Genomic DNA, 4,979 nt, shown 5'->3' on the forward strand with positions numbered 1-4,979 from the left:
CGTGGATGCGCTCCAGATATTCATCGGTGAGTTCGGCCACGGTGGGGTTCTTGCCGTAGTCGTACTGGAGCTTGTCTGAGTGAATCTCGACCTCGACGCGGAGCCTGTTGTCCGCGAGTCGCTGAAGTGCTTGAAGCTTCTTTTCAACCCGTTCGGCGTTCTTCGAGTCGGGTCCGAATTGATGATTGAACAGAGCCCGAAAAAAGCTGCGGAGGCGGCTGTAGTCGTGTACGCGGAACTCGCTGCCCTTGTGATAAAACTTGACGGTGGTCGTCTTCCCGGCGAAGTAAATGGCCATGTGGTACTTGGCCGAATTCTTCTGACGCCGAGGAAAGTTGCGGAGCTGAATGGAGTCGAAGAACTCTTTGCATGCGGGCTTGCTCAGGTTGTACACGTGAGCCACATCGACACGATGAACAGTCCAGTAATCGGCAGGGAGCAACTCGGTTTCAAGAAGCTTCTCGACCAGCGCGACAAGGTAGCGCGCCGCATCCAGAAAGTTGGATGGACCGCCATAGACGTTGTGCCCGTGCATGACCTTGTGGACGCTGGCCTCAACGATCAAGTAAGGCTCACAAGGGTGCAGACGCGGACGCCCGTTTTTATCGAGCACGAAGTCCTCGTACTTGGGCAACACGGAAATACGCGAGTCCCAAGAGCCCAGAAGCTGGCCGGTGAACAACTCGTACATGATTTCGCCGCTGGCGAGATCAGTCCCCGAACGCAAGATGCACTGTTGTTCAATGCGGCGCATGACAGAACGGTCCATGCTGGGTGACTTGAGCTTGATGGTGTCGTATGCCATTGCTTCAAACACGCTCAGAAATTGAGGCTGTCTCATGCGTGAGACTCTCAGGCGGTGCTACCACGCCCGCCTGAGAAAAAACACGCGCTTCGCGCGAAGCGCTGAAGAGAAAGCGTCCGTCCTCGCTGACGCTGCGGGCGGGCGCTTTCTCTTCGGCGCAGACGCAATTGCCCTCGGCCCCTTCACAGTCGCGAACGTTGCGAACGAGCACAGTCATGCGGCCGATGTGAGGCCAAGTGGCTTCGACGGTCCAGCAATCACCAGCCTTATCAAGCGTGACTGCCTCGACGATCTGCGCACAATAAATAAGCTGTCCACGGCGGACCTGAACGCACTTGCGATCAAGAACAACACCGGCCCGAGCGGCTTCAAAACAGGCGCGAGCATGGGCTTGATGCGTGTATGGCACGTTCACAGGTCGAACTCCTGTGCCTTCTGAGCAGCTAGAACTCGAACTGCCTCAACGTTAATCAAGGTCCGCTTGCCGACGCGCACGGTGGGCCACATGCCGCGATCAGCTTGTGCAATAAGGACACCGACGGGAAGACCGATGGCGGTGGCGAAGGCCTCGCGCGTCATAACAGGCACCGAAATGGAAAAGCCGCCACCCTGGAGGGCCTCTGATGTATCCTGATCAGTACGTTGTTGCACGATAAATTCACCCCCAATTAACGTATTAAGTACGTTGCGCAACGTAGATTATGCGTAACGCGAGGGCAAAGCAATGATTGAAGACAGAGTCCGACTGTTTATGTCGGAATTGACGGATCCGCGAAGAAGGTACAAACAGCTTGAAGAGTGGACGGGGATAGCGGCCGACAGATGGAGTGCTGTCTGGCTGAAAAGACAGCGCCCTACAGTTGAGATGCTTGAAGAGCTGTGCCACCACGAGCCCGAATTGATCATGTGGCTAACAACGGGACGTACACACCGCGAAAGCGGGCAAATCTCGCTAGAAGAAGCAGCCGCAAAAAAGAGAGTTAACTGGCAAGACCTATTGACCAAAGTCGGCGCAGGGATGGAGCTAACGGAAGACGAAAAACTGGTTAAGAAATGCAGCGACGCGTACAAGTTGGGGGACAGAAGCCATCTGTTGCCTAGCTTTGAGCGGAAAGCGGCACGGAAGAAAAATGATCAAAAAGAGTGATGCTGGATGGCTTGTAGATAGCCAGCCAGGAGGGCGCGGAGGGAAGCGCTTTCGCAAGACATTCAAGACACAAGCAGAAGCCAAGGCCTACGAGGCCTGGCTAACAACGCAGGTCAATCAAAACGCCAAGTGGCAACCCGAGAAGCGCGACACACGCAAGCTACGTGAACTGATCGAACTCTGGTATTCACACCACGGGTCTGGCCTGAAAGCTGGAGCCAACACATACAGCCGCCTCAAGCTCGCGTGCGATGCCATGGGCAACCCCGTTGCTGATCGCTTCACAGTCAACACATTCGCCACCTACCGCACCGAGCGGCTTGCTGCGGGCATCGCACCGAACAGCGTGAACCGTGAACACGCATACCTGCGCTCTGTGTTCAACGAACTGCGCCGATTGGGCCAATGGAAAAAGCCCAACCCCCTGGCCGAGCTACGCCAGTTCAAAGTGCAAGAGCGCGAGCTGTCATACCTGACGACCGATCAGATTCGTGATCTGCTTGAAAAATTGAGCGAAGGGAAGAATCGCCATGCGGCCATGATCGCCAAGGTGTGTCTGGCCACCGGGGCTCGATGGAGCGAGGCCGAGAGCCTCGAAACGCGGCACATCAGAAACAGCCAGATCCAATTCGCTGGCACGAAGTCTGGCAAGGTGCGAGCGATCCCGATTGAGCCCAGCTTTGAACAGGAACTGCGGAATCACCATGACAAGGCAGAAACGGGGCAACGCCTGTTCGCCTACGCCTATTCAGCTTTCCGCGATGCCATCGAGCGCGCTGGCATCGCGCTTCAAGACGGCCAACTCACACACGTCCTGCGCCACACCTTCGCATCGCACTTCATGATGAACGGCGGCAACATCCTCGTGTTGCAACGCAGCCTTGGCCACGCAAACCTGACGATGACGATGCGCTATGCGCATCTAGCGCCTGACCACCTGCAAGAGGTGGTGAAGCTCAATCCGTTGACTGCGTTGACAGTTCGTTGACACTTAACGGATTGCTCAGCGCCAAAAACAGCGCTAAGTGATTGAATTTATTGGTAGGCCGTGTTGGACTTGAACCAACGACCAAAGGATTATGAGTCCTCTGTTATCCGCACTGCGCCTTGTTACCAAAGGAACACGTCTCACATGATCAGAACGGACATGTTCAGGTATTTGGTCTTCAAAGAGGTTGTCCACCTGTGGATAACCTCTTGCGCCGGCCTTACTTTTTTGCAATTTCCTACCTCAAGAATTGAGGGGGGGCTCTCAATTGAGCGAGAAACCTCAATCAGCCTTCTTCACTCTTTACTATCGGCCTAGGCTACAGGCTAGGGGCTGACAGCCAGACATTGCTCCCCACAAGCGAGCAATGGACTGCAACCATACGACGGGGCCATAGGGCTAAGTAACCAGAAGAACCCCACAGGTTCAACCTTTCGACATGTACTGCCTGTGTTTTATCGGATTCAAGATAATTACCAATAATTCATATTTTCGGACAGTGTGCGCATTCTGCGATGGCTGCCCGAAAACGCGTCACAAGCGGTTACCGCGATTCGCCGCAGAGAGCCGGATTGACGATGAGTGGCATGAAGCAAGCATTGGCTTACCTTCAAGTTCTGCTGCAGGGAAGACCGACGCCGCGGTCGCTGCAATCATGCAGTCCTGTTGGTGACAGGTTTCCCCCCGCGACTCCGGCCTGAATGTCCGCGGCTGGAGGGGCTAAACTCGCGCCATCCTCGCTTAGTGGAATTCGAAGCCAAAGCCATTCGAGTGGCAGCGACGGAAGACGCGAACGTGAGGGTCCCCTTTAACCTCGCTCAGACTGGTTAGTCTGGCTACTGCGGCCGGTCACCGCGACTTACGCTTCCAATTGGGTACTCGCTAGATTGGATCAGCACATCAAAATGTGTTTAGATGGGAGCATGTAAGACGATCCAGTCGGAGAGCACATGCCCCCAGATAGTGCTGACAGCATCCGATCTCTCCTTGAGCTTTCACCGCATGTTCATGAGGCGCTTGTCAGGGAATCGGAGGACATTTGGGTAAGTGTTGCCCCACATGACAGAGCTCGGTATGAGGCTTCTGGTACCCCTTTGATCCTGTGTGACGCTGAGTCATTGATTCCCGTTATTGTCCTGAATGCAGTGGCAGCAATTGCCCTAGATCTATCTGACAGTCGTCTTTTGCTTTTGCCATTGATCGCGAAAGACCTCTTCTCGCGCGTTCAGCAAGTGCTGCCCACTCGCCTGTCGGTAATGGCCATTTCTCTTGGCCCAGATTTCCATCTAAAGGAATCGCTTCATGATGAGTTGCTTGAGGAAGGCTTCTACGTCTTGACTCCAAACATGGAGCCAGCGTTCCTCGGCATGAGTGCGCTACAGGTCGCAAGTCTCTTTGTGCGCCGTACTTACGCCAATGCACTTGAATCGATTAACAACATTGAACGCATTGCCGCAGAGAATGCATCCGAGGTTTCGTCCTTTAACCACCAATACACCAATAAGAAGCGCGGGCGCCTTTAGCGCTGTTATGGTGCGTTCACAGCAACGCGTGGCGCCAAGGCTCGGTCGTCTGGCAACTTTTGGCAAGCCTGAACGGTCGCCGTCGATTGTGGTCAGTGACGCGAGGTGCAGCGTGTGACTGCAACCAACCTATTGCTGACCTGGCTGTGTGGACAGCCGCTCTGCAGCGATTGCTGCCGCCGGCCGAAGGCCGATGACGGCACGCTGACTGGCCGATAGCGGTCTCGCGGCAGCCTAGGAGGATCGCGAGATATTCGTTTTGCGGCCTGAGCCGCCCAGCGGGCCGGATGGGAGGTTGCGTCGGGCTTCGAACTCCTTCCCTGAGCGCTTGTTGGCGGCGACCCACCCACGTGTGTCGCGCCCAAGGCGAGCAGCGTCCTTTTCTGCACGACCTGCGTCGCTGGGAGCGTGCTTCTGCGCGAGCGGGTCGGCACGCTTGTGCTGCTTTGACATGTAAGGCTCCTGAAGGCCGCCGAGACTTGGCGCTGTCGCATTATCGAGGCCAAAACGAGGCGT

At 55.6% G+C, this 4,979-nt stretch carries 7 protein-coding genes and 1 tRNA gene; 3 read left to right on the plus strand and 5 right to left on the minus strand.

Annotated elements, in window-relative coordinates:
* From EPO09_RS07360 to EPO09_RS07370, 3 genes are all read right to left on the minus strand, one after another.
* Positions 1–805 (minus strand): phage/plasmid replication protein, II/X family (locus tag EPO09_RS07360; protein ID WP_290641713.1); only part of this gene is annotated, 805 nt, incomplete at its 3' end.
* 4 nt (positions 806–809) lie between these two features.
* Entirely contained in the window at positions 810–1,220 is a 411-nt protein-coding gene (locus EPO09_RS07365) for a hypothetical protein (protein WP_290641702.1), read from the minus strand.
* Positions 1,217–1,498 carry a hypothetical protein gene (locus EPO09_RS07370; protein WP_290641704.1) on the minus strand — a complete coding sequence of 94 codons (282 nt, stop codon included), beginning with the start codon at positions 1,496–1,498 and terminating at the stop codon, positions 1,217–1,219. The genes EPO09_RS07365 and EPO09_RS07370 overlap by 4 nt, the downstream gene beginning before the upstream one ends.
* Before the next feature lie 31 nt (positions 1,499–1,529).
* Here EPO09_RS07370 and EPO09_RS07375 point away from each other — a divergent pair, with 31 nt between their 5' ends.
* Both EPO09_RS07375 and EPO09_RS07380 read left to right on the plus strand, forming a co-directional pair.
* Positions 1,530–1,952: a hypothetical protein gene (locus tag EPO09_RS07375; RefSeq protein ID WP_290641706.1), complete on the plus strand. Its 423-nt coding sequence runs from the start codon at positions 1,530–1,532 to the stop codon at positions 1,950–1,952.
* The gene (locus EPO09_RS07380) at positions 1,936–2,940 is read left to right on the plus strand and encodes a tyrosine-type recombinase/integrase (protein WP_290641708.1); all 1,005 of its coding nucleotides are present in this window, start codon (positions 1,936–1,938) and stop codon (positions 2,938–2,940) included. Before EPO09_RS07375 ends, EPO09_RS07380 begins: the two co-directional genes overlap by 17 nt.
* A gap of 51 nt (positions 2,941–2,991) precedes the next feature.
* Here EPO09_RS07380 and EPO09_RS07385 read toward each other — a convergent pair.
* Positions 2,992–3,060: transfer RNA gene (locus EPO09_RS07385), tRNA-Met, on the minus strand.
* Positions 3,061–3,890: 830 nt separating this feature from the next.
* Here EPO09_RS07385 and EPO09_RS07390 point away from each other — a divergent pair.
* The gene (locus EPO09_RS07390; protein ID WP_290641710.1) at positions 3,891–4,463 is read left to right on the plus strand and encodes a hypothetical protein; all 573 of its coding nucleotides are present in this window, start codon (positions 3,891–3,893) and stop codon (positions 4,461–4,463) included.
* Positions 4,464–4,697: 234 nt separating this feature from the next.
* On the opposite strand, the gene EPO09_RS07395 is transcribed toward EPO09_RS07390, so the two are convergent.
* The gene (locus EPO09_RS07395) at positions 4,698–4,916 is read right to left on the minus strand and encodes a hypothetical protein (RefSeq protein WP_290641712.1); all 219 of its coding nucleotides are present in this window, start codon (positions 4,914–4,916) and stop codon (positions 4,698–4,700) included.
* Between the last annotated feature and the right edge of the window lie 63 nt (positions 4,917–4,979).

Source organism: Aquabacterium sp., assembly GCF_004297345.1.
In the GTDB taxonomy this organism is placed as follows: Bacteria; Pseudomonadota; Gammaproteobacteria; order Burkholderiales; family Burkholderiaceae_C; genus Aquabacterium.

What these genes read in the sequence shown, in the direction of transcription:
- EPO09_RS07375 (WP_290641706.1), top strand. Translation starts at nt 1,530, where the DNA reads ATGATTGAAGACAGAGTCCGACTGTTTATGTCGGAATTGACGGATCCG.
- EPO09_RS07380 (WP_290641708.1), top strand. Translation starts at nt 1,936, where the DNA reads ATGATCAAAAAGAGTGATGCTGGATGGCTTGTAGATAGCCAGCCAGGA.
- EPO09_RS07395 (WP_290641712.1), bottom strand. Translation starts at nt 4,916, where the DNA reads ATGTCAAAGCAGCACAAGCGTGCCGACCCGCTCGCGCAGAAGCACGCT.
- EPO09_RS07390 (WP_290641710.1), top strand. Translation starts at nt 3,891, where the DNA reads ATGCCCCCAGATAGTGCTGACAGCATCCGATCTCTCCTTGAGCTTTCA.